This window comes from Terrabacter sp. P2_E3 (assembly GCF_056403915.1).
On the sequence record NZ_JBFUEN010000003.1, the window covers coordinates 464,467 to 485,619 of the forward strand.

At 71.4% G+C, this 21,153-nt stretch carries 21 protein-coding genes and 1 tRNA gene; 15 read left to right on the forward strand and 7 right to left on the reverse strand.

Annotated elements, in window-relative coordinates:
• Positions 1 to 22: 22 nt before the first annotated feature.
• On the forward strand, positions 23 to 454 hold the full coding sequence (locus tag AC1DW8_RS05430; RefSeq protein WP_056774299.1) for a hypothetical protein: 432 nt from the start codon (positions 23 to 25) through the stop codon (positions 452 to 454).
• Positions 454 to 1,323, forward strand: coding sequence for an SMP-30/gluconolactonase/LRE family protein (locus AC1DW8_RS05435; protein WP_478092453.1), 870 nt, complete (start codon positions 454 to 456; stop codon positions 1,321 to 1,323). Before AC1DW8_RS05430 ends, AC1DW8_RS05435 begins: the two co-directional genes overlap by 1 nt.
• Positions 1,324 to 1,405: 82 nt before the next feature.
• On the opposite strand, the gene AC1DW8_RS05440 is transcribed toward AC1DW8_RS05435, so the two are convergent.
• The gene (locus AC1DW8_RS05440) at positions 1,406 to 2,938 is read right to left on the reverse strand and encodes an AAA family ATPase (protein ID WP_056774293.1); all 1,533 of its coding nucleotides are present in this window, start codon (positions 2,936 to 2,938) and stop codon (positions 1,406 to 1,408) included.
• Positions 2,939 to 3,042: 104 nt separating this feature from the next.
• On the opposite strand from AC1DW8_RS05440, the gene dcd reads away from it, so the two are divergent.
• The 7 genes from dcd (at position 3,043) to rpmG (ending at position 8,355) form a co-directional block, all read left to right on the forward strand.
• On the forward strand, positions 3,043 to 3,621 hold the full coding sequence (gene dcd, locus AC1DW8_RS05445; RefSeq protein WP_020143865.1) for a dCTP deaminase: 579 nt from the start codon (positions 3,043 to 3,045) through the stop codon (positions 3,619 to 3,621).
• Positions 3,618 to 4,358, forward strand: a complete 741-nt coding sequence (locus AC1DW8_RS05450) for an alpha/beta hydrolase (RefSeq protein ID WP_478092455.1) — start codon at positions 3,618 to 3,620, stop codon at positions 4,356 to 4,358. The genes dcd and AC1DW8_RS05450 overlap by 4 nt, the downstream gene beginning before the upstream one ends.
• Before the next feature lie 51 nt (positions 4,359 to 4,409).
• Positions 4,410 to 5,561: an ABC transporter ATP-binding protein gene (locus AC1DW8_RS05455; protein ID WP_478092457.1), complete on the forward strand. Its 1,152-nt coding sequence runs from the start codon at positions 4,410 to 4,412 to the stop codon at positions 5,559 to 5,561.
• On the forward strand, positions 5,558 to 6,199 hold the full coding sequence (locus AC1DW8_RS05460; protein WP_056826163.1) for an ABC transporter permease: 642 nt from the start codon (positions 5,558 to 5,560) through the stop codon (positions 6,197 to 6,199). Before AC1DW8_RS05455 ends, AC1DW8_RS05460 begins: the two co-directional genes overlap by 4 nt.
• Entirely contained in the window at positions 6,196 to 7,053 is an 858-nt protein-coding gene (locus tag AC1DW8_RS05465; protein WP_056826165.1) for an ABC transporter permease, read from the forward strand. Before AC1DW8_RS05460 ends, AC1DW8_RS05465 begins: the two co-directional genes overlap by 4 nt.
• The gene (locus tag AC1DW8_RS05470; protein ID WP_056826167.1) at positions 7,050 to 7,982 is read left to right on the forward strand and encodes an ABC transporter substrate-binding protein; all 933 of its coding nucleotides are present in this window, start codon (positions 7,050 to 7,052) and stop codon (positions 7,980 to 7,982) included. Before AC1DW8_RS05465 ends, AC1DW8_RS05470 begins: the two co-directional genes overlap by 4 nt.
• Positions 7,983 to 8,187: 205 nt before the next feature.
• Positions 8,188 to 8,355, forward strand: coding sequence for a 50S ribosomal protein L33 (gene rpmG, locus AC1DW8_RS05475; protein ID WP_478092460.1), 168 nt, complete (start codon positions 8,188 to 8,190; stop codon positions 8,353 to 8,355).
• Positions 8,356 to 8,439: 84 nt separating this feature from the next.
• On the opposite strand, the gene AC1DW8_RS05480 is transcribed toward rpmG, so the two are convergent.
• A complete protein-coding gene (locus tag AC1DW8_RS05480; RefSeq protein WP_478092462.1) occupies positions 8,440 to 9,165 on the reverse strand; it encodes a hypothetical protein in 726 nt (241 codons plus the stop codon).
• 167 nt (positions 9,166 to 9,332) lie between these two features.
• On the opposite strand from AC1DW8_RS05480, the gene AC1DW8_RS05485 reads away from it, so the two are divergent.
• From AC1DW8_RS05485 to AC1DW8_RS05495, 3 genes are all read left to right on the forward strand, one after another.
• A complete protein-coding gene (locus tag AC1DW8_RS05485; protein WP_478092464.1) occupies positions 9,333 to 10,568 on the forward strand; it encodes a GAF domain-containing protein in 1,236 nt (411 codons plus the stop codon).
• Positions 10,569 to 10,696: 128 nt separating this feature from the next.
• Positions 10,697 to 12,220, forward strand: coding sequence for an acetaldehyde dehydrogenase ExaC (gene exaC, locus AC1DW8_RS05490; RefSeq protein ID WP_478092466.1), 1,524 nt, complete (start codon positions 10,697 to 10,699; stop codon positions 12,218 to 12,220).
• A gap of 14 nt (positions 12,221 to 12,234) precedes the next feature.
• The gene (locus tag AC1DW8_RS05495; protein ID WP_056774267.1) at positions 12,235 to 12,684 is read left to right on the forward strand and encodes a DUF779 domain-containing protein; all 450 of its coding nucleotides are present in this window, start codon (positions 12,235 to 12,237) and stop codon (positions 12,682 to 12,684) included.
• A 106-nt stretch (positions 12,685 to 12,790) separates the two neighbouring features.
• Here AC1DW8_RS05495 and AC1DW8_RS05500 read toward each other — a convergent pair whose 3' ends face one another.
• The 5 genes from AC1DW8_RS05500 to AC1DW8_RS05520 form a co-directional block, all read right to left on the reverse strand.
• A complete protein-coding gene (locus tag AC1DW8_RS05500; RefSeq protein ID WP_478092468.1) occupies positions 12,791 to 13,516 on the reverse strand; it encodes a transporter substrate-binding domain-containing protein in 726 nt (241 codons plus the stop codon).
• A 4-nt stretch (positions 13,517 to 13,520) separates the two neighbouring features.
• Positions 13,521 to 14,213, reverse strand: coding sequence for a cupredoxin domain-containing protein (locus tag AC1DW8_RS05505; protein WP_478092469.1), 693 nt, complete (start codon positions 14,211 to 14,213; stop codon positions 13,521 to 13,523).
• A 13-nt stretch (positions 14,214 to 14,226) separates the two neighbouring features.
• On the reverse strand, positions 14,227 to 15,030 hold the full coding sequence (locus tag AC1DW8_RS05510; protein WP_478092471.1) for a hypothetical protein: 804 nt from the start codon (positions 15,028 to 15,030) through the stop codon (positions 14,227 to 14,229).
• A 9-nt stretch (positions 15,031 to 15,039) separates the two neighbouring features.
• Positions 15,040 to 15,759 carry a hypothetical protein gene (locus tag AC1DW8_RS05515; RefSeq protein WP_478092473.1) on the reverse strand — a complete coding sequence of 240 codons (720 nt, stop codon included), beginning with the start codon at positions 15,757 to 15,759 and terminating at the stop codon, positions 15,040 to 15,042.
• A 172-nt stretch (positions 15,760 to 15,931) separates the two neighbouring features.
• On the reverse strand, positions 15,932 to 18,268 hold the full coding sequence (locus AC1DW8_RS05520; protein WP_056774257.1) for a (Fe-S)-binding protein: 2,337 nt from the start codon (positions 18,266 to 18,268) through the stop codon (positions 15,932 to 15,934).
• 268 nt (positions 18,269 to 18,536) lie between these two features.
• Between AC1DW8_RS05520 and cysK the strand changes: the two genes are divergently transcribed.
• The 3 genes from cysK (at position 18,537) to AC1DW8_RS05535 (ending at position 20,523) form a co-directional block, all read left to right on the forward strand.
• On the forward strand, positions 18,537 to 19,466 hold the full coding sequence (cysK, locus tag AC1DW8_RS05525; RefSeq protein WP_056774255.1) for a cysteine synthase A: 930 nt from the start codon (positions 18,537 to 18,539) through the stop codon (positions 19,464 to 19,466).
• Positions 19,467 to 19,515: 49 nt separating this feature from the next.
• On the forward strand, positions 19,516 to 20,265 hold the full coding sequence (gene cysE, locus AC1DW8_RS05530) for a serine O-acetyltransferase (protein ID WP_056826183.1): 750 nt from the start codon (positions 19,516 to 19,518) through the stop codon (positions 20,263 to 20,265).
• A gap of 167 nt (positions 20,266 to 20,432) precedes the next feature.
• Positions 20,433 to 20,523: transfer RNA gene (locus tag AC1DW8_RS05535), tRNA-Ser, on the forward strand.
• Positions 20,524 to 21,153: the final 630 nt, after the last annotated feature.

The window sequence follows — 21,153 nt, forward strand, 5'->3', positions numbered from 1 at the left end:
GACCCCAGGGGCCGAAACCGTCATGGATCTCGCCAAGCAGACCGCCTTCGTCGACCATGTCCGCGAGCGCGGCGGGGCGAGTGCCCAGGTGGCCGTCACCCTCGAGCAGTTCTTCGAGGGCAACGACTGCGAGTGGTGCATCGCGCCGAACCGTCCCGAGGACGTGCCGCTCGACACCGTGCGCCGGGTGCTCTTCGAGCTGCGCGAGCACCCGGAGGTGCACGACGTGCGGGTGGAGCTCGACGTCCTCGAGTTCCAGGACTTCCCCGACGACGAATGGCCCTACGCGAGTGGGGTGGCCGTCATCACGACCCTGCTCCCCGAGGAGGTCGACGCGATGACGATCGATGCCGACACCGAGTCGAGCGGCGGCCCCGCCGCGAGCGCGCAGTGGCTCGTCGACGGGCCGGTCGTCCCCGACGGCCACCACTACGTCGGCGTGTGGTGGGACTGATGGCTGCCGACGGCGGCCCGATCGTGACGGGAGAGCTCGAGCAGGTCACCGACGCCGTCTGCTACCACGGCGAGGGGCCCGTGTGGTCGCCGACGTGGGGTGGGCTGCGCTGGGTCGACCTTCTCGCCGGTGACGTCCTGACCCTGCGCGCCGACGGCTCCGTCGACCGCCTGCACGTCGGCGACGTCGCCGCCTTCGTGCGGCCACGCAGGTCCGGCGGCTGGGTGGTCGCGACCGAGCGCGGTCTGGCGCTCGCGGACGAGCCGGACGGCACACCCACCCCGTGGTTCGACCTCTGGGACGACCCGACGGTCCGGATGAACGAGGGCGGCGTCGACGGCGAGGGCCGCCTGTGGGCGGGGACCATGGGCTACGACCGCGTGCCCGGCAGCGCGCGGCTCTTCCGTGTCGACGGCAACGGCGACGTCACGACCCTGCTGCCCGACGTGACGATCTCCAACGGCATCGACCTCTCGCCCGACGGCCGCCTCGCCTACTACGACGACACCCCGACCGGCCGCACCGACGTCTTCACGGTCGTCGACGGCGAGCTCACCGACCGGCGCCCCTTCGTCACCCACGACGTCGGCCACCCTGACGGGCTCACGGTCGACAGCGCCGGCAACGTCTGGGTCGCCCTCAACGGCGCTGGCCGCGTCCGCTGCCACTCACCGGGGGGCGACGTGCTCGCCGAGGTCGCCGTCCCCGTGCGCCTCACGACGGCGTGCACGTTCGGCGGCGACGACCTGCGCGACCTCTACGTCACGACGTCGCGCGAGAACCTCGACGACCCCGAGCCCCAGGCCGGAGCCGTCTTCCGCGTGCGCGTCGCGGTGCCGGGGCAGCCGGTGCGCGCCTTCGCCGGCTGAGCAGCAGCCCCCAGACCACCGAGGGCGTATGCCGTGTGCCCGGGTCGCGCAGCGGGCCCGGGCGCGCTCGGCACGCATCACCTCACGGCGGTGGTCCCGGGCGGGTCATCCCGCCGTCGGAGGACGGGCCGAGGAGCACGACCGGGCGACGCGGTCGCAGCCGGCCGGACGGCATACCACCGGGGTCGACGGCGGCGCCGTCTTCGTCCTTGCCGCCCACGCCGAGGAGGCTGCGCGTCAGCGCCTGCGCGTCCGACAGGAGCTCGTCGAGGGCCTGGCCGAGGTGGTCGTCGGCCGGCGGCTCGTCGGCGACCGCCGCCGCGAGGACCGCGCGCCGCACGAGCTCCTTGGCGAAGGACGCCGTCGTGCCCTCGGCCCGGGCGGCCGCGGCCGAGATCGCCTCGGGGCCGAAGAGGTGCCCGCCGTAGAGGCGGAGCAGCTCGCGACGGCCCTCGGCGTCCGGCAGCGGGATCTCGGCGGCCAGGTCGACACGGCCGGGCCGCTGCGACAGGGCGACCTCCAGGTCCTCGACGCGGTTCGTCGTCAGCACGAAGGCGACGTCGGAGTCGGAGTCGAGGCCGTCGAGGGCGTCGAGCACCTCGAAGAGCAGGGGAGAGGCCCCCATCGGGGCGAACGACCGGTCCTCGGCGACGAGATCGCAGTCCTCGAGGACGACGATCGCCGGCTGGTGCGCCCGCGCGACCTTGGCGGCGTCGTGGATGAAGCGCAACGAGCCGCCGCTCAGCAGCACCGCCGTCGTGCCCGGCGTCGCCGAGAGCAGGTAGCGCACCGTGTGCGTCTTGCCGGTGCCGGGCGGCCCGTAGAGCAGGACCCCGCGCTTGAGGTGCTGCCCGTGGGCCACGAGCCGCTCCCGGTGCTCGCCCATGCCGATGACGTGGTGCGCCACCCGGTCGAGCACCCCGTCGGGCAGCACGACGGCAGCCGCGTCGACGGTCGGTCGCTCGATGAAGGTCACGCCCGCCATGCCGGGGCCGTAGGGGTCCGAGCCGAACGTCACGACCTGGCCGCGGATGACGCTGCGCTCGTCCATGAGCTCCTGGATGCGCGCCATGAGGGCGTCGGACACGTCGCGGTCGCGGGCGACGACCTCGATGGTCCCGGACTCGCGCCCGAACTGTCGGTTCATGCCCTGCTGACGGACCGCGACGGCGTGTCCGTCGAAGTGGAAGAGGCGGATGCCGGAGGTCACGACCTGTCGCTGGTCGTCCTTGCCGGGGCCGGTCGGCATCCGGTCGTAGTCGACCTGGCCGACCGACATGACCTGGCCGTGGAAGCGCTGCACGAGGTCGCCGAGCGACATGTGGTGACGTGCGTCGCCGGCGATGCCGATGACGGCGGCGTCGGGATCGGCGCCCGCGACCTCGGACAGGGCGATGTCCGCGTCGACGAGGCGGTGCGGCAGCACGGTCGCCGAGACGACGGCCAGCAGGTGCGGCTCGACCCCGAGGTGCTCGCGCAGGGCGTCCGACAGCCGCTGTCCGGCCTCGTCGGACGGTAGCGACTCGAGGATCCGCCGGAGGACGGAGTGGAAGTCGGCGAGCAGGGCGTCGTCGGCGCGGCCGGAGCCCGGGCCGGAGGGGTCGGAGGGGTCCATGACGTGACGATAGGTCGCCGACGGCGTCCGTGGGGCGTCCGCGAGGGAGGAGAGTCGGGCAGGAGTGTCGGGGCGAATCCGGCCCGGCGTTATAGCCTCGTCCCGTGCTGCTCTCCGACAAGGACATCCGGGCCGAGATCGCCGCCGAGCGGGTCGTGCTCGACCCGTGGGACCCCTCGATGGTCCAACCGTCGAGCGTCGACGTCCGGCTGGACAAGTTCTTCCGGCTCTTCGACAACCACAAGTACCCCTACATCGACCCGGCCGCCGAGCAGCCGGAGCTGACGCGGCTCGTCGAGGTCGGTCCCGACGAGGACAGCTTCGTGCTGCACCCGGGCGAGTTCGTCCTCGGCTCGACGCTCGAGACCGTGACGCTCCCCGACGACCTCGCTGCGCGCGTCGAGGGCAAGAGCTCGCTCGGACGGCTCGGCCTGCTGACCCATGCGACCGCCGGCTTCGTCGACCCCGGCTTCTCCGGCCACGTCACGCTCGAGCTGTCCAACGTCGCGACCCTGCCGATCATGCTCTACCCCGGCATGAAGATCGGCCAGCTCTGCTTCATCCGCCTCAGCTCGCCGGCCGAGAACCCTTACGGCTCAGCGGCCTACGGCTCCCACTACCAGGGGCAGCGCGGGCCCACGGCGAGCCGCTCGTTCGCGAGCTTCCACCGCACCCAGGTGTGAGCGCCGACCTCGACACCACCGCGGCCGACGGCGACAGCATGCCGCTGGCCTCCCTGGTCTGGGACGCCCGGCCCGCGGACGCGGCCGTCGTCGCCCTCGTCATGCACGGCGGTGCCGTCGACGGGCACGAGCCCAACCGGCCCTGGTCGCACAACGTCGCGCGCCTCGTGCCGTTCGCCCGGTCCCTCAAGAGGGGGCCCGGTCCGATCGCCGTCGCCCGGCTCCGCTTCCGCGTCCGTGGCTGGAACGGCGACGCGATGCCCGTCGAGGACGCCCGGTGGGCGCTGGCACAGGTGCGGGCGGCATACCCCGGTGTCCCGATCGCCCTCGTCGGTCACTCGATGGGCGGCCGGGTGGCGATGTTCGTCGGCGACGAGCCCGACGTCCGCCTCGTCGTCGGCCTCGCTCCGTGGGTCGAGCCGGGCGACCCCCACCCGGGCGAGGGCCGGCGCACGGTCCTCGTCCACGGCGACCGTGACGTCATCTGCTCGCTCGCCCGCACCCGCCGCGCGGTCGAGCAGATGCAGGCCGACGGTCTCGACGCCTCCCTCGTCCGCGTCGCGCGCGCCGACCACGCGATGCTCGTGCGGGCCCGGCTCTGGACCGCCCTCGTCACCGAGGTCGTCGAGGCCACCTTCGCGAACGAGCTCGGTGGCACGGGGGAGCCGCGATCCGGCCCGATCGGGGCCGTCGTCGCCCGGGTCGTGCACTCCGGGGGCGTCACGGTCGACATCTGACCCTCGACGAGGACCGCGGCGCGGTCGGGGCAGGCGGGTACGTTGAGGGACATGATCCGCTTCGAGGGCGTGACCAAGCGATACGCCGATGCGTCCGGCACCGACCGCGGGGACGGGTCGGTGGCTGTCGACGACCTGACCCTCGAGGCCCCGACGGGCAAGATCACCGTCCTCGTCGGTCCCTCGGGCTGCGGCAAGACGACGACGCTGCGCATGGTCAACCGGATGATCACCCCGACGTCCGGCACCATCTCGATCGACGGCCGCGACACCGCCTCGCTCGACGTCGCCGAGCTGCGCCGCGGCATCGGCTACGTCATCCAGCACGCCGGTCTCTTCCCGCACCGCACGGTCCTCGACAACGTCACGACCGTCCCGCGGCTGCTCGGCACCGACAAGCGCACCGCGCGGACGCGGGCCATGGAGCTCATCGAGCGGGTCGGCCTCGACCCGGCGATGGCCAAGCGCTATCCCGCGCAGCTCTCCGGCGGCCAGCAGCAGCGCGTCGGTGTGGCCCGCGCGCTCGCAGCCGACCCGCCCGTCATGCTCATGGACGAGCCCTTCTCGGCCGTCGATCCCGTCGTGCGCGAGCAGCTCCAGAACGAGTTCCTGCGGCTCCAGTCCGACCTCGGCAAGACCATCCTCTTCGTGACCCACGACATCGACGAGGCCGTCAAGCTCGGCGACCAGGTGGCGGTCCTACGCGTGGGCGGCGTTCTCGCCCAGCTCGACTCGCCGGCCAAGCTCCTCGCCGACCCCGTCGACGACTTCGTCGCCGGCTTCGTCGGCCGCGACCGCGGCTACCGCGCGCTCTCCTTTGCGGCGGCCCCCGAGCTCTCGCTCGCCGACGAGCCCACCGTGTCCCTCGGTGCCAGTGCCGACGACGTCCGAGCCGTCGGTACGCCGTGGGTGCTGTGCGTCGGTGCCGCGGGCGAGCCGTTGGGCTGGGTCCGGGCGGCTGCCGTCGAGTCCGAGGTGACGCGCACGGTCCTGCACCGCGGTGGCACCGTGGCCTCGACCACCGGATCGCTGCGGGCCCTGCTCGACGCGGCCCTGTCGTCCCCGAGCGGGCGCGGCGTCGTGGCCGACGACGACGGACGCCTCGTCGGCACCATCCGCGCCGCCGAGGTGATCCCCGCGATCGAGGCCCGGCGCGACGCCGCCGCCTCCCAGGCCCCCGCCGAGGAGGCGACCGCTCGGTGACCTGGGCCCTCGACCACATCGGCGACATCATGTCCCGCGCCGGCCAGCACGCCTGGCTCGCGGGGCTGCCGCTCGTGCTCGGTCTCGTCATCGCCCTCCCGCTGGGCTGGCTCGCGGCGCGCCGGCCCCGGCTGCGGGCCGTGCTGCTCACGACGACCGGCCTGCTCTACACGATCCCGTCGCTCGCGCTCTTCATCCTGCTGCCGCCGCTGCTCGGCACGAAGATCCTCGATCCCGTCAACGTCATCGTCGCGATGACCGTCTACACCGTGGCGCTGCTGACCCGCACCGTCGCCGACGGGCTCTCCTCCGTCGACGGGTCGACGCAGCAAGCGGCCATCGCGATGGGCTACGGCTCGTTCGCCCGGTTCCGCGCGGTCGACCTCCCGCTCGCGGTGCCCGTCATCGCGGCCGGCCTGCGCGTCGCTGCCGTGAGCAACGTCAGCATCGTCAGTGTCGCCTCGCTCATCGGCATCTCGCAGCTCGGCTACTTCCTCACCGACGGCTACGCCCGCTCCTTCCCGACCGAGGTGTGGGTCGGCATCGTCGCGTGCCTGCTCCTCGCGCTCGTCTTCGACCTCGTCATCCAGGTCGTCTCGCGGTTCCTCACCCCCTGGACCAGGGCGGTGGCCGCATGAGCCTCGCGACGATCTGGGCCTGGTTCACCGACCCGGCCAACTGGCAGGGCACCGACGGCGTGCCCAACCGCGTGCTCGAGCACCTGCTCTACACCGGGCTGACCCTGCTCATCGCGCTCGTCGTCGCCGTGCCGCTCGGCGCCTGGGTGGGCCACTCCGGACGCCTGCGCTGGCTCGTCACGGGCGCCAACGCCGCCCGGGCCATCCCGACCCTGGGGCTGCTCTTCGCCGTGTCGATGTTCGTCGGGCCGCTCATCCAGAGCGATCTCGCCTTCGTCATCCCGAGCATCACCGTCCTCGTGCTGCTCGCGATCCCACCTCTGCTGTCGGGCACCTACGCCGGCATCGACAGCGTCGAGCCCGCTGCGCGCGACGCGGCCCGGGGGATGGGCATGACCGGCTGGCAGGTGCTGACCAAGGTGGAGGCCCCCATCGCGCTCCCGCTCTTCCTCAGCGGCCTGCGCAGCGCGACCCTCCAGGTCATCGCCACCGCCACCATCGCGGCCTCCGTCAGCCTCGGCGGCCTCGGCCGCTACCTCATCGACGGGCTGGCCTCGCGTGACTACGTGCAGATGGTCTGCGGATCGATCCTCGTCGCCGTCCTGGCCCTCGTCGCCGACGGCCTCCTGGCCCTGCTCGAGAAGAGGGCCGTCTCACCGGGAATCTCCGGACGGGCCACGCGTGTTGCCCGTTCACGCGCACGAAACTCCGATCCCCACTCCGAACCAGACCCCGACGGTGCAGACCGCTCGGACCCCGACTCGCGGCAGGCCGCAGTGGTCGGCTCCGGCAGCACCGGCCCCGTGGAGGCGACCGCCGCCACGGGCACCCCATCCGAAAGGGACCGACCATGACACGCACGCGCTTCCTCGCCGCGGGCCTGCTCCTCGCCGCCGTCGTGCCGCTCGCCGCCTGCGGTGGCGGCGGTGACCCGCTCGCCCCTGCCTCGAGCCCCGCTGCCGGCGGGACCGGTGGATCGACCGGCGCCGCCGGCTCGGTCAAGGTCGGCTCCGCCGACTTCCCCGAGAGCGCCCTGCTCGCCGAGATCTACGCCCAGGCCCTCGAGGCCAAGGGCATGACGGTGACGCGCCAGTTCAACATCGGCAGCCGCGAGACCTACCTCAAGGCCATCTCCGGTGGCGAGGTCGACGTGCTCCCCGAGTACTCCGGCACGCTTCTCACCTTCTTCGACAAGAACGCCAAGGTCACCCAGCCCGACGAGGTCTACGCCGCCCTGCAGAAGGCGGTGCCGCAGGGCCTCTCGGTCCTGGACAAGTCCGCGGCCGAGGACAAGGACTCCATCGCCGTCACCAAGGAGACGGCCGATGCGTGGTCGCTCAAGGCGATCCCCGACCTCACCGCGCACCAGGCCGAGCTGACGCTCGGGGCGCCGCCGGAGTTCAAGACCCGCCAGCGGGGCCTCGTCGGCCTCAAGTCGGTCTACAACGTCGTGCCCAAGGAGTTCCGCGCGCTGCAGAGCCAGGCCGCCGTCGCTGCACTGAAGAACGGCCAGGTCAAGGCCGCCAACATCTTCAGCACCGACCCGTCCATCGCGGCCGACGGCTTCGTCGTGCTCGACGACCCGCAGAGCCTCTTCGGCTCCGACAACGTCGTGCCGCTCGTGCGCACCGAGAAGGCCGACAGCCTCAAGGCGGCCCTCAACCCGGTCGCGGCCAAGCTCGACACGACGTCGCTCGCCGACATGGTCAAGCAGGTCGTCGTCGACAAGAAGGACGCGAGCGAGGTCGCCAAGACGTGGCTCGCGAGCGCCGGTCTCGCCTGATCCGAGGCACCTGCTGAGCGGCTGACGGCATACGCCTTCTGTCCGCAGGACACGCCTGAGGCCCCCGCGTCGGATGCGGGGGCCTCGGTCGTGCCCCGACAGGACCCGGCCGGGCTGACTCGGCCGTACCGGGAATGTAGCACTGCCGAGAATGGTTCTCATTACAGTCGCGAAAACTCGTGACCCCGAGACCGAAGGAGCCCCCATGGCCAAGCGCACCGACCTGCGCCCCGTCGTCACCCTGCGTTCGACCGCCCGCACCGGCTACAGCTACGTGACGCGCAAGAACCGTCGCAGCAACCCCGACCGCATGGTGCTGCGCAAGTTCGACCCCGTGGCGCGCGAGCACGTCGACTTCCGCGAGACCCGCTGACGGCAGGCGCTTGCCGCGACCCGCGGCCGACGCGCAGTGGCCACGTCCGACCTCGGACGTGGCCACTCGCGTATGCGGGCGCGATCAGCGGGTGAGGCTGCCTGCCTGGGGGGTGGTCTCGGGGGCGACGGGCGTCGACGCGGGGGTGGCCCAGGTGACGCTGACCGGCTCGGCCGCGAGCGGCGCGAACGTGGCCACGACGTCGATGCCGTCGCGGAGGAGCTTGACGAGCCGCTCCTCCGGGTCGTCGACACAGGCGCGGGCGATGCCGTCCACGGCGAGGGCGACGACCTTGGCGGCGTTGGCCGGCCGGACGGCTGCGGTGTTGAATCCCATGCGGGCCAAGTGGATCCGCGCCCAACGCTCGGCCGCCGGCGCCGTTGTGAGCGCGGCGCGAGAGGCCCTGGACAGCTGTCCGTGAGCGCGCCCGTCCTGCTCGGCGAGGATGCCCTCGGCGTTGAGGATGGCGAGGGCCATGACGTTCTGGCGCTCCTCGGCGGCGACGGGCAGTGCCGCCCGAGCCGTGGTCAGCACGAGCGCCGTCGTGACCCGTGGGTCGTCCGGGTTGAGGCCCACCACCTCGGGGATCATCATCACGAGGCGCTGGCGATGCGTCTCGTCGAGCATGTCGTTGACGCAGCGCGCGAGGGTCGCGAGCACCGGGTGCGTGCACTCCGGGTGGTCGCTCCACCGCTCGCCGGCCAGGAATGAGGCCATCTCCATGAAGCACGCGCCCTTGCGCGAGCTGCGGTGGCGGCCGCGCGACAGCACCGGCACGCCGTCGGGCACGAAGGGGGCTCGTCGTGACATCGTCGCTCCTCGGACTTTCCCATCAAGGATCCTGTGCGGGTTCCTTCATGGTGCGCCTCAATCGGCTCCTTGACCACCCCTTCTGTCCAACCCCGTGGTCAGGGTGGTGGCTGTGGGATCGCGTGCACTCCTGTCGCTGGGCGTCGGAGTGTGTGCACAATCGGCCCATGCCCGTCGACGCGCACGCCGAGTCCGAGAGCGGCGGGGTCCGCGCCCACGTCGCCGACTCGTGGCTGCGCTCGGCCGCGGCCGGCGTGCAGGTCGACACCGTCGACGCGCCGATCACGTTGCCCGGGGACGCCCTCCGCGACCACCGTGAAGCGCACCCGCTGGCGAGGGTCTTCCCCCTGCTCGACGACGTGCTCGGCCAGGCGGCGCGCGACTGTGACGCCGTGATGGCGGTGTCCGACGCCTCCGGTCAGCTGCTCTGGGTGTGCGGGACGCCGAGCGTGCTCCGTCGCGCCGAGTCGATCGGCTTCGTCGAGGGCAGCAACTGGGACGAGCGGCTCGCCGGCACCAACGCCCCCGGCATGGCGCTGCGCCTCGACCAGTCCGTCAACGTCATCGGCGCCGAGCACTTCCGGCACTCCGTCCAGCGCTGGAGCTGCGCGGCCACGACGATCCACGACCCGTCCGACCAGAGCGTGCTCGGGGTCCTCGACATCACCGGCGGTGACGACATCGTCGTGCCGCAGACGATGGCGATGGTGCGCGCCGCGGCCCGGATGGCCGAGTCCGAGCTGGCCCGCGAGCTGCTCGTCAGCGGCCGAGGCGCCCAGCCCGACGCCGTCGGGCGCGGGCTCTCGGTGCTCATGGAGTCGCTCGGTCGCAACGACACCCTCCTGACCGTCGACGACGGCCGGGGCCACCGCCGGACGGTGCGGCTCAGCCCGCGGCACAGCGAGATCCTGCTCCTGCTCGCCTCGGCACCGCGCGGCCTCTCCGGCGACGAGCTCGCCGTCCTGCTCTACGAGGAGGACAGCAGCGCCTCGACGCTCCGGGTCGAGATGGGCCGGCTGCGCAGCCTGCTCGGGGAGGACCTCCTCGCCTCGCGCCCGTATCGCCTCGTCGCCGAGCTCTCCGGGGACTGGATCGGGGTCGAGGCGCACCTCGCCGCTGGTGACGTCGCGAGCGCGATGCGGGCCTACCGGGGACCCCTGCTCCCGCGGTCGACGGCACCCGGGGTGGTCCGGCTGCGCGCGAGCGTCGAGGGCGACCTGCGTCGAGCCGTCCTCGGAAGCGGTCGCGCCGACCTGATGTCGGCGTGGACCCGCTCCGCGTCGGGCGCCGACGACTACGAGATGTGGCAGGCGCAGGCACGCGTGCTCGGCCCCGGCTCGCCCCTCATGCCCCTCGTCCAGAACCAGATCCACCGCCTCGACCGCGAGCTCGGGCCTGCCTGACCCCAACCGGGCGTATGCCGTGACGCCGCCACCCGGCATACGCGACGCAACGTGGTTGCAACGTTGCGCTGCCTACGGTCACGCCAACCCCTGGGAGGGGAACCACCAAGGATGTTGGGAGATCAACCATGACCGTCTACGCACCGCCCGGTTCGCCGGACTCGCTCGTCACCGTCCTCGACCGTTACGGCCACTTCATCGGCGGCAACTGGGTCGACCCGAAGAAGGGCCTCTGGTTCGAGAACATCTCGCCGGTCAACGGCAAGCCGTTCTGCGAGGTCGCCCGTGGCACCGAGGAGGACATCGAGGCCGCCCTCGACGCCGCCCACGCCGCCGCACCCGCCTGGGGCAAGACCCCGCTCGGCGAGCGTTCGCTCATCCTCAACCGGATCGCCGACCGCATCGAGGCCAACCTCGAGTCGCTCGCCGTCGCCGAGTCGTGGGAGAACGGCAAGGCCGTCCGCGAGACCCTCGCCGCCGACCTCCCGCTCGCCGTCGACCACTTCCGCTACTTCGCGGGTGTCCTTCGGGGACAGGAGGGTTCGAGCAGCGAGATCGACGAGAACACCGTCGCCTACCACTTCCACGAGCCCCTCGGCGTCGTCGGCCAGATCATCCCGTGGAACTTCCCGATCCTCATGGCCGTGTGGAAGCTCGCCCCGGCCCTCGCCGCCGGCAACTGCGTCGTGCTCAAGCCGGCCGAGCAGACGCCGTGGTCGATCCTCAAGGTCGTCGAGCTCATCGGCGACCTGCTGCCCCCGGGCACGCTCAACGTCGTCAACGGCTTCGGCGTCGAGGCCGGCAAGCCGCTCGCCAGCAGCCCCCGCATCGCCAAGATCGCCTTCACCGGCGAGACGACGACCGGCCGCCTCATCATGCAGTACGCCTCGCAGAACATCATCCCGGTCACCCTCGAGCTCGGCGGCAAGAGCCCCAACGTCTTCTTCGAGGACGTCGCTCAGGAGCGGGACGCCTTCTACGACAAGGCTCTCGAGGGCTTCACGATGTTCGCCCTCAACCAGGGCGAGGTCTGCACGTGCCCGTCGCGCGCGCTCGTGCAGAGCTCGATCTACGGCGACTTCGTGCCTGACGCGGTGGCCCGGGTCGAGAAGATCAAGCAGGGCAACCCGCTCGACACCGAGACGACCATGGGCGCCCAGGCGAGCAACGACCAGCTCGAGAAGATCCTGTCCTACATGGACATCGGCCGCCAGGAGGGCGCCAAGATCCTCACCGGCGGCGACCGCAACGTGCTCGACGGCGACCTCGCCGAGGGCTACTACGTGGCGCCGACGATCTTCGAGGGCGACAACTCGATGCGGATCTTCCAGGAGGAGATCTTCGGCCCGGTGGTCTCGCTCACGAGCTTCGACGACGAGGCCGACGCGCTCTCCATCGCCAACGACACCCTCTACGGCCTGGGCGCCGGTGTGTGGACCCGTGACGGCTCGCGCGCCTACCGGATGGGCCGTGGCATCAAGGCCGGTCGCGTCTGGACGAACTGCTACCACCAGTACCCGGCGCACGCCGCGTTCGGTGGCTACAAGCAGTCGGGCATCGGCCGGGAGAACCACAAGATGATGCTCGACCACTACCAGCAGACGAAGAACCTCCTCGTCTCCTACTCGCCCGACGCGCTCGGGTTCTTCTGAGCGGGCCGGCCCCCGTGGCCACCACGCCCCCAGAGACGGTCGCACCCGGTGAGCCATCGGCTTCCCCCAGCCGGGTCGACCTCACCGGTGAGGCGGCGGACCTGCTCCGCCGCCTCACCGGGATCCACGGTCCGCTGATGTTCCACCAGTCGGGCGGCTGCTGCGACGGCAGCTCTCCCATGTGCTTCCCGGCCGGTGAGTTCATGACGAGCGAGGCCGACGTGCACCTGGCCGACCTCGTCGTCGAGGGTGCCCCAGCGCCCATCGGCTTCTGGATGTCGGTCTCGCAGTACGAGTACTGGAAGCACACGCACCTCACCGTCGACGTCGTGAAGGGCCGCGGCAGCGGCTTCTCCGTCGAGGCGCCCGAGGGTGTGCGGTTCCTCATCCGCTCGCGCCTGCTGACCGGCGCGGAGCTGTCGGCCTTCGGCATCACCGCTCCGACCGTGGGCCGGGTCGGCTGAGTCCGACCGGACCGTGGAGGTCCGCACCCCTGTGCGGGGGTGCGGACCTCCACGCCGTCGTGGGCCGGGTGTCGGCGGGCGTATGCCGTCCGACCGGCGTATGCCGTCAGGCGGGCGGGGCGACCGCCGCCCCCGACTGCTCCGACCGCGAGAGCGCGTCGGCGACGAAGCCGCTCGCCTTGAGCTCCTCGACGAGCTCGTGGAGGAAGGCGACGGTCTCGACTGTACGCGTACACGTCGTTCCCACGGCCTGCCCGATCTGCATGAACGCCTCGTCGACGACCCGCACGTCGTCGCGGCGCGCGGCGAAGGCCGTGACGGGCTCGCGGATGCCGGCGCCGACCTCGAGACCCTCGGTGACGAAGACGTCGACGCCCTCGTCGCCACGCACGACCGTCGCGTGCGCCAGAGTGCGGGAGAGGAAGAGGTCGTAGGCCGAGCCCTCCTTGACCCCCACCCGGACGTCCTCGCGGTCCACGTCGGCGACGGACACCACGGGCGAGTCGACGGGCACGACGTAGACGCCCTCGATGACGGCATACGGCGCCGTGAAGGCGACCTCGGTCGCCCGGGCCGGGTCGGCGGCGAGGAAGCACAGGTCGGCCGCGCCCGTCTTCATGGCCTCGAACGACCGGCGCGCCGCGTCGAAGCAGACCAGCTCGACGGGCACGCCGAGCCGATCGCCGACGGCGCGGGCGATGTCGACGGTCACCCCGCTGGGCGAGTCCGGTGTGCCTTGGGCGAGCACGGGGTTGCCGAGGTTGATCGAGGCGCGGAGGACGCCCGTCGGCGCGAGGTCCTGGGCGATGGCGGGCGTCGGGGTCGCAGTCACCCGGTCAGGCTACGGCGTCCTTGCCCCGGGTGGGCTTGCGGTAGAAGGCGATCCCGGGCACGGGCCGCTCGGCCTCGATGACGGCCGTGTCGGTGATCGAGATGCCCGGCCCGGCGACGATCGCGAAGAAGACCGTCTGGCCCAGCACGACGTCGACCTCGGCGGGCTCCGTCTGGCCGTCCGTGACCATGACGAGGACGCCCTGGCGCTGCTGGCTCTGCCAGGTCCGGATCCCCTTGTCCGAGCTCGAGTCGGGCGTCGAGACGCGGACGACTCCCTTGGCGCCGGAGCCGTGGGCGTCGGCCCACTCGTAGGTCCCGGTGCACGTGAAGGCGTGCGAGTAGCCCGACTCGTTGACGAGGCGGTCGCTCGAGAAGAAGTCCTTCTCGCCCGAGACGGCGAAGGGCCGGGCGTGCGGGTCGGGGCAGTGCCACATGACCATGTCGCCCGCGTTGACCGTCACCTTCGGGGCGTCGGGCACGAAGGCCTTGCCCTCGGCGTGGACGGTGACGAGCGTCTGGGCCATCTCGCCGCGCTTCGGGGAGTCACCTTCGACGACGACGACGTAGGGGTGGTCCTGGGCCAGGGCGGCGGTGCCGGCGTGGCCGATCGCGTAGGCGTAGGTGCCGGGCTTCATGAACCGCTGCCCGTAGCAGTCGGTCTGTCTCAGCGCCCTGCTGTCGAAGTGGTCGCTCATGGTTCCGCCCTCCTCAGGCGCTGATGTCGGCGCTGAGGACGAGCTCGTCCTCGGGCGCGTTGTGCTGGACCTCGGCGCCGACGGCGTCGATGTGGACCGAGACGGCCGGGGCGATCGCCGACGTCGCCGGCAGCACCTCGAACCACTCGGGCTGCTCGTAGACCGGGAAGCGGGTGCCCGAGATGAACGGCGTGATGATGGGGCCGAGCCAGCCGGTGAGCCCGGCGATCCCGATGGCCGCGGTGACGGCGATGGCGAGCCCGGCGAGGAAGGGACCGATGAGCGGCACCCAGGCGACGGCGGCCGCGACGGCGAGCCCGATGCCGGCGACGATCGCCGCGGTCCCCGGGCCGAAGGCCAGGCTCGGCACGCCTTGGACGATGCCCTCGACCTTCCACACGCCACCGACGAGCGTCACGGACAGCCCGAGGTCGACGGTGGCCCGCACGAAGTCGCCGAACGACACGGGCACCGAGACGGTGGGCCACGTGATGTCGATCCGCGGGGTGCAGACCGTCCCGACGCACGGGATGTCGATGCAGACCTGGGGGATGTGGATCTCGGGGAGGAAGTCGCCGAGGTCGAGCGACAGCGTCGCGCTCGCGCTCCAGTCGAGGCGCAGGTCGGCGATCCGGATGGTGCCCGGCGGGATGAGGTCGACGGTGCCGTTGCTCAGGGTGCCGCTCACGGAGTAGCTGACCGCGAACGGTCCGAGGCTGGACGAGCCGCTCGTCGACTGCGGGCCGAGCCCGGCGACGACGGTGTCGAGGAAGTCGTTGGCCGCGCCCTCGTCGATGGCGGCGATGATCTCGGACATGTGGGTCTCCTAGAGGTTGCCGCGGGCGATCACGCGGTCGGTGTCGATGAGCGGGCCGACCGTCGGGGTCAGGGTGAAGGCGCCGACGCGCAGCGCCGAGACGGGGACGCGGATCGCCGTGAGGACGGCGCGCAGCATCTGGCCGATGAGGCACTCGAGCACCGACTCGAGGTCGTCCGGCATCACGTCGACGAGCTCGACGGCGTCGACGGCGAATCCGAGGGCGGGCTGCCCGTCGAGCGTCGTCCCTGCGAGGTGCCCGACGGCATACAGCTCGATGGTCGTGCACACGGGGTTCTCGGCCTTGCCCGGCTTGTCGTCCCAGCGGGGGTCGTCCGGCTCGTTCGGGTGGTCGCCACCGTGGTCGCCGTGCGGGTCGTGCGGGTCGTCCTTGGGATCGTGCCGGTCCTTCGGGCAGTCGACGCAGATCTGCACCTTCGTCGACACGCTGAACTGCCCCGGGCCGAGGCTCAGCTGGGGCGGCAGGGGCGCGTCCTCGTCGTAGAGGTCGAGGTGGGGCACCGAGAAGCGCACGTGCCACTGGATGCCCCCGGTGCCGGGGAAGAGGATCGGCGGCGTCTGCGTGTCGGCCACGTCCGAGACCGGCACGAAGGCCGGCGACCCGTACGACAGCAGGTGTGGTCTGGCGGTGCACAGCGCCGTCACGAGGTCGTTGAGGGCTGACTCCTCGGCGGAGACGAAGACCTCGGAGGTATCGGTCAGGCTCATGGGTTCCCCCCGGTGCTCGGGCCGGCTGCGGTGCCCCGGCTGCAGGGAGTCAGTGCGGCGGGCGCGACCCGCTGATACACGCCGACGTCGCGTGACGGCATACGCACGAGGCCCCCTCCGCGGGTGCGGAGGGGGCCTTCGTCAGGAAGCGGGCGTATGCCGTCCGGCGCGCTCAGGCGACCGGTGCGGGCTCCGGGTCCGGCTGGGGCTCAGGCGTTTCCGCCTCGTCGGGCTCACCGCCGCCGTCGCCGCGGCGCACGGCGGCGAGGAGCATCTGGGCGACGTCGACGACCTCGACGGCGTCGGTGGCCTTGCCGTCCTGGATCGCGGCGTTGAGGCCGTCGGAGAGCATGACCTTGCAGAAGGGGCAGCCGACGGCGATGCGCTCGGCGCCCGTCGCGAGAGCCTCCTCGGTGCGGTTGGTGTTGATCCGCGTGCCGAGCTTCTCCTCCATCCACATGCGCGCGCCACCGGCGCCGCAGCAGAAGGACTTCTCCTTGCTGCGCTCCATCTCGGCGTACTCCACGCCGGGGAGGATCTGGAGCAGCTCGCGCGGCGGGGCGTAGACCTGGTTGTGCCGACCGAGGTAGCAGGGGTCGTGGTAGGTCACCTTGGCGCCGGTCGACGCCGCTCCGGTGGCGACCGCGTCACCCGGGCGCGCGACGGGCGTCAGGCGCTTCTCGCGGACGAGGCGGTTGAGCAGCTGCGTGTGGTGCAGCACCTCGTACTGCCCGCCGAGCTGCGGGTACTCGTTCTTGATGGTGTTGAAGCAGTGCGCGCAGGTGACGACGATCTTCGTCGCGCCGACCTCGTTGAGGGTCTCGACGTTCTGCTGGGCGAGCATCTGGAAGAGGAACTCGTTGCCGGCGCGGCGGGCCGAGTCGCCCGTGCAGGCCTCGCCGTCGCCGAGCACGGCGAAGGAGACACCGGCGGTGTCGAGCAGCTCGGCCACCGCGCGGGTCGTCTTCTTGGCGCGGTCCTCGTAGGCGCCGGCGCAGCCGACCCAGAAGAGGTAGTCGACCTCGTCGAGGCTCTCGACGTCCTGGCCGACCTGCTTGACCTCGAAGGGGAGGTCCTTGGCCCAGTCCATCCGCAGCCGCGGTGCGAGGCCCCAGGGGTTCGAGTTCTTCTCGAGGTTCTTGAACAGGCCGTTGAGCTCGGCCGGGAAGGCCGACTCGATGAGGTTCTTGTAGCGGCGCATGTCGACGATGGCGTCGACGTGCTCGATGTCGACGGGGCACTGCTCGACGCAGGCGCCGCACGTCGTGCACGACCAGAGCACGTCTTCGTCGATGACGGCGTCGGGACCGTGCGGGTTGTAGGCCGTCAGCGGGTGGCGGATGTCGTAGCCGGTCTCGCCGACGAGCTGCTCGGTCGCGACGGCGCCCTTCGTGGCGTCGCTGAAGCCCTCGGCCGACTCGATGCCGCCCGCGCGGACCTCCTCGGAGGCGAGCAGCCAGGGCGACTTGGCGTGCGCGTGGTCGCGCAGCGTCATGACGAGCAGCTTGGGGGAGAGGGGCTTGTCGGTGTTCCATGCCGGGCACTGGCTCTGGCAGCGACCGCACTCGGTGCACGTCGTGAAGTCGAGCAGGCCCTTCCACGTGAAGTCCTCGACCTTGCCGACGCCGAGCGCGGCGTCCTCGTCGAGCTCGTCGACGTTCTCGAAGTCGAGCACCTCGCCGCCGACGCGGATCGGTTGGAGCTCGCCGAGGCTCGTGCGGCCGTCGGCGTGGCGCTTGAAGAAGATGTTGAAGAACGCGAGGAAGCGGTGCCAGGCGACGCCCATCGTCGGCTGGAGCGCGATGGTGATCATCCAGGCGAAGGAGATGAGGATCTTGACCGCGGCGATGACGACGATGAGGTTCTCGACGGCGCTGACCGACAGGCCGGTGAAGAAGTTGCCGATCCAGCCCGTCAGCGGGAAGTGGAGGGCGGTGTCCATGCCGGTGCCGGTCTTGCGCGCGAGGGTCCACTCGAGGGCGCGGAGCAGGCCGATGCAGAGGGTGACGCCGAGGATCGTCAGCTCGACGTAGTAGGCCTGCCACCACGTGGAGCCGAAGAAGCGGCTGCGGCGACCGTCCTCACCGGCGGCCGAGCGCGGGTGGTTCTTCTGGCGGATCGCCATGAGCACGAGGATCGAGAGGAAGCCCGCGAAGGCGAAGAAGTCGGTGATCCACTCGTAGGGGAAGAAGTGGCCGATGAGCGGCAGCACGAACTCCGGCTGGAAGAGCTGACCGAACGCGTTGAGCAGGGTGAAGAAGAGGACGCCGAAGCTGACCATCGTGAACCAGTGCGCGATCGCGACGACCGGCAGGCGCGACATGCGCGTGTGGCCGAGGAACTCGCGCAGCAGCGTGCGCGTGCGGGCCCCCTTGTCGTCGCCGCGGTCCTCGGGCTGGCCGAGGCGGAAGGTCGCGAGGAAGTGGTTGACCGTCTTGACGAGCAGGGCGACGGCGACGGCGGTCACGCCGAGGCAGACGACGACGGCGACGATCTGGAGCGCACTCATGCCGGGGAGTCTACTGACGCGTGAGCAAGCGCTTAGTGATTGTGACGGCCGTCGCGGCGTGACGCTCGTCCCCTTCGTCCCGCGCCGGGCGGCATACGCCCTTCGGGGTGTGTGCCGGGTGACCCGGCGTCGTGTCGGCGCCCGGATCATGGGCGCGGCCTTGGCAATCGATAACGACGTGTTGGAATATGCATAACGAGAACTCGGTTGTCGGAGACAATCGAGGCGACAGACCGTTCCGCCGTACCCAGCCGAAAGGGCTCCAGCAATGCCGATCTACGACGACGTGACCAAGCTGATCGGCAACACGCCGCTCGTGCGCCTCAACAAGGTCACCGACGGGGCGCAGGCGACCGTGGCCGCCAAGCTCGAGTTCTACAACCCCGCCAACTCCGTCAAGGACCGCATCGGCGTCGCCATCATCGACGCCGCCGAGGCGAGCGGGCAGCTCGAGCCCGGCGGCACCATCGTCGAGGCCACCTCCGGCAACACCGGCATCGCGCTCGCCATGGTCGGCGCCGCCCGTGGCTACAAGGTCGTGCTGACGATGCCCGAGTCGATGAGCAAGGAGCGCCGCGCGCTGCTGCGCGCCTTCGGCGCCGAGCTCGTCCTCACCGACCCGTCGACCGGTATGAAGGGCGCGGTCGCCAAGGCCGACGAGATCGTCGCCGAGCGAGGCGGCGTGCTGGCCCGCCAGTTCGCCAACGAGGCCAACCCCGAGATCCACCGCAGGACCACCGCGGAGGAGATCTGGAAGGACACCGACGGCGAGGTCGACATCGTCGTCGCCGGCATCGGCACGGGCGGCACCATCACCGGCGTCGGCCAGGTGCTCAAGGCCCGCAAGCCGAGCGTCCAGATCATCGCCGTCGAGCCCGAGGAGAGCCCGATCCTCAACGGCGGCCAGCCCGGTCCGCACAAGATCCAGGGCATCGGCGCCAACTTCGTCCCCGAGATCCTCGACACCGAGGTCTACGACGAGGTCATCGACGTCAACGCCGAGACCTCCGTCAAGTGGGCCCGCCGCGCCGCGACCGAGGAGGGCCTGCTCGTCGGCCTGTCGTCCGGTGCCGCCATCGCTGCCGCCGTCCAGGTCGCCCAGCGTCCCGAGAACGCCGGCAAGACGATCGTCGTCATCATCCCGTCGTTCGGTGAGCGCTACCTGTCGACGATCCTCTTCGAGGGCCTCGTCGACTGACGTCCCCTCGTTCGCCCGCCCCACCTGCAATGCCACCAAGGAGTCGTGCATGAGCACCGCACCACAGATCGACCACGAGCCCCGGCCGGCCGAGAAGCCGCTGACGCTCGTGCGCGGTGACGGCGCGGCCGAGGTGGTCGGGACAGCCGGGGAGCCGGCGGCGACTGTGACCTCCCACGCAGCCGCCGTCGTCCCCGGCGGGCGGTCGTATGCCGGCCCGCTCGGCCTCGTGCGCAAGCTCGCCGACCGGGCCCGCGAGGACGTCGACGGCGCGATCGAGCGCGACCCCGCGGCCAACTCCCGGCTCGAGATGGTCCTGACCTCTCCTGGGCTGCACGCCATCTGGGCGCACCGCGGCCTGCACGAGCTGTGGAAGCGCCCGGGCGGACGGCTGCCGGCGCGGGTCCTCGCGACGGTGACGCGCTCGATCACCGGCGTCGAGATCCACCCGGCGGCCCGGCTCGGCCGGCGGTTCTTCATCGACCACGGCATGGGAGTCGTCATCGGCGAGACCGCCGAGGTCGGCGACGACGTCATGATCTACCACGGGGTCACCCTGGGCGGCCGGTCGATGGAACACGTCAAGCGGCACCCCACGGTCGGCGACCGCGTCACCATCGGCGCCGGTGCCCGCGTGCTCGGGCCCATCCGCGTCGGCGACGACGTCCAGATCGGCGCCAACTCGGTCGTCGTCAAGGACGTCCCTTCCGGCGCGGTCGCGACCGGCATCCCGGCGGTCATCCGGTTCCCGAAGCGCGACGCGACCAACCAGTGGCTCGACCCGGCGATGTACATCTGACCCACTGCTCCGGCAGCGCCGTCATCGTCCTGCGGATGGTCCTGCCGCTCGTGGGGTGATGACCACACCAGACGCAGCATCATGAGGCGTGTCATCGGGCGCGTCATGGTCGGCGCCGGGATGATTCGGACGGCTGGGTCGCCCGCGGCTAGACTTCCGCGGACACTGGAGGGCTCGCATAGTGGCCGAGTGCGGCGGTCTTGAAAACCGCTATGGGTTCATAGCCCATCGTGGGTTCGAATCCCACGCCCTCCGCCAACTGCTCCGTCGGCGCGGAGCGCCTTCGGAGCAGCTTGCGGAGGCGTGAGATGACGGGGAGCGCTGGGCCCGGGCGAGGAACGAGCCCGGTACCAGCGCGGAGTCCCACGCCCTCCGCACGCTGGCCGGAGCGCGTCGCCACGCCGCAGGCCACGGGTGCACCCAGACAGCGCGGGAGATCGCGCAGCTCGTGTCGCCAGGGCGCAGCAGTCGCACGACCTCGTGCGCGATCTCACGCGCGACCTCACGACCCCACTCCTCCGGCCTGGCCTCGGACCGGATCCGGGCATGAAAAAAGGGCCTCCGGAGATCCGGAGTCCCTTTTGTTCTCATGCGCCGGCCTCGACGGTGAGCCCAGCGGTTGCACGCGCTCTCAGAGCAGGCCGAGCCTCTCCTCGAACGTCGTGCTGGAGTTGTACTGACCGACCGGCATCGACGTGGACGGACGGTTCATGGCCGCGAAGAACGACACGATGTACGACATCTCTGTATTCAGTTTCCTTGGTGACTGGGCCCGCCGACGCGTCGTCGCGGGCCCGGTTGGTCGACCGTCATTGCGGGACGATCAGGACCGGCGGACCACCCGCGACCCGGCCGGGAGCGTGGCCGGGCCGTGGGCGATGTCTGCTC

Coding starts and splice junctions, on each gene's coding strand:
- AC1DW8_RS05430 (WP_056774299.1), top strand. CDS start 23: ATGGATCTCGCCAAGCAGACCGCCTTCGTCGACCATGTCCGCGAGCGC.
- AC1DW8_RS05435 (WP_478092453.1), top strand. CDS start 454: ATGGCTGCCGACGGCGGCCCGATCGTGACGGGAGAGCTCGAGCAGGTC.
- AC1DW8_RS05440 (WP_056774293.1), bottom strand. CDS start 2,938: ATGGACCCCTCCGACCCCTCCGGCCCGGGCTCCGGCCGCGCCGACGAC.
- AC1DW8_RS05455 (WP_478092457.1), top strand. CDS start 4,410: ATGATCCGCTTCGAGGGCGTGACCAAGCGATACGCCGATGCGTCCGGC.
- AC1DW8_RS05465 (WP_056826165.1), top strand. CDS start 6,196: ATGAGCCTCGCGACGATCTGGGCCTGGTTCACCGACCCGGCCAACTGG.
- AC1DW8_RS05470 (WP_056826167.1), top strand. CDS start 7,050: ATGACACGCACGCGCTTCCTCGCCGCGGGCCTGCTCCTCGCCGCCGTC.
- rpmG (WP_478092460.1), top strand. CDS start 8,188: ATGGCCAAGCGCACCGACCTGCGCCCCGTCGTCACCCTGCGTTCGACC.
- AC1DW8_RS05480 (WP_478092462.1), bottom strand. CDS start 9,165: ATGTCACGACGAGCCCCCTTCGTGCCCGACGGCGTGCCGGTGCTGTCG.
- AC1DW8_RS05485 (WP_478092464.1), top strand. CDS start 9,333: ATGCCCGTCGACGCGCACGCCGAGTCCGAGAGCGGCGGGGTCCGCGCC.
- exaC (WP_478092466.1), top strand. CDS start 10,697: ATGACCGTCTACGCACCGCCCGGTTCGCCGGACTCGCTCGTCACCGTC.
- AC1DW8_RS05505 (WP_478092469.1), bottom strand. CDS start 14,213: ATGAGCGACCACTTCGACAGCAGGGCGCTGAGACAGACCGACTGCTAC.
- AC1DW8_RS05510 (WP_478092471.1), bottom strand. CDS start 15,030: ATGTCCGAGATCATCGCCGCCATCGACGAGGGCGCGGCCAACGACTTC.
- AC1DW8_RS05515 (WP_478092473.1), bottom strand. CDS start 15,759: ATGAGCCTGACCGATACCTCCGAGGTCTTCGTCTCCGCCGAGGAGTCA.
- AC1DW8_RS05520 (WP_056774257.1), bottom strand. CDS start 18,268: ATGAGTGCGCTCCAGATCGTCGCCGTCGTCGTCTGCCTCGGCGTGACC.
- cysK (WP_056774255.1), top strand. CDS start 18,537: ATGCCGATCTACGACGACGTGACCAAGCTGATCGGCAACACGCCGCTC.
- cysE (WP_056826183.1), top strand. CDS start 19,516: ATGAGCACCGCACCACAGATCGACCACGAGCCCCGGCCGGCCGAGAAG.